This is a genomic window from Acinetobacter lactucae, assembly GCF_013344765.1.
Lineage (GTDB): Bacteria > Pseudomonadota > Gammaproteobacteria > Pseudomonadales > Moraxellaceae > Acinetobacter > Acinetobacter lactucae_A.
The window spans coordinates 1-862 of sequence record NZ_JABVBF010000366.1; the positions used below are offsets into that span (position 1 = coordinate 1).

Consider the following 862-nt stretch of genomic DNA (forward strand, 5'->3'; position numbering starts at 1 on the left):
TTCTTAGTTCCACCTAGTTGGTCGATATAATAATGCCAGTCATCGCCACCAATTAGAACCTTAACTTTTTCTTTTTCATTAGATTTTATGCGTCCAGTCCTACCATACTGGTCAAGGAAGCCAGTTTTTACTTGTCCATTTGAATGTAAAACAGAATATTTAATATTAGATGTTTCCTTAAATAGATTATAAACATCTAATTTATTACTAAAAGGAGATTGAACATTAGGGATTTCTGGCAAAGAAAAATTAGCCTTTTCACCACTTTTAAAAAGGTGTTGTCCAGCTTTCGGCTCAAATTTTCCTGGTGTAATCAGGGTAATACCATCTTTATTAATAATGATTTGAGAACCACCAGCCATTAATAACCTCAATTTTTATAAAAAATATTCAGAACTTTGCATAGATATAGCCTAAAATAAATGTATATCAAATGTCTCGTTATTTTACGTAAAATATGACTTTCATCTTAGCTATTCAATTAAACGATAGCATTATTGTTGCGGTTGACAATAAGAGAGTAACTGTAAATGAAACCTTAGATGTGGAGCTTTCTACTTCACATTACTCGAAGTTATACGCTTGGGAGAAAGGTATTATTACTGGTACTGGCGAATCAAGAGTGGTTCAGCAATCAGTTGATATATTTAAAAATATAGCAAAATCTAAATTAATAACTTTACCTGAATGTCTAGATGTTTCTAAGAGAATACGTACCTTAGAATTAGGTCAAAACCTTGATCAAGTTCATAATGGAAAACTACTTTGCTCTAGTTATAGTCAATCTGGCGCGCAATTATATAAAATTGAAAGATTTGATAAAACATCTCAGCATACGCTAAAAAAAGTTTCTCCCATGGAG

2 pseudogenes are annotated in these 862 nt (G+C 31.7%); one reads left to right on the forward strand and one right to left on the reverse strand.

Annotation, left to right across the window (positions count from 1 at the left end):
- Positions 1-362, reverse strand: a pseudogene (locus HUN22_RS17360) (type IV secretion protein Rhs); the annotation flags it as partial.
- Positions 363-457: 95 nt separating this feature from the next.
- Between HUN22_RS17360 and HUN22_RS17365 the strand changes: the two are divergent.
- Positions 458-862 (forward strand): annotated as a pseudogene (locus HUN22_RS17365) (hypothetical protein); the annotation flags it as partial.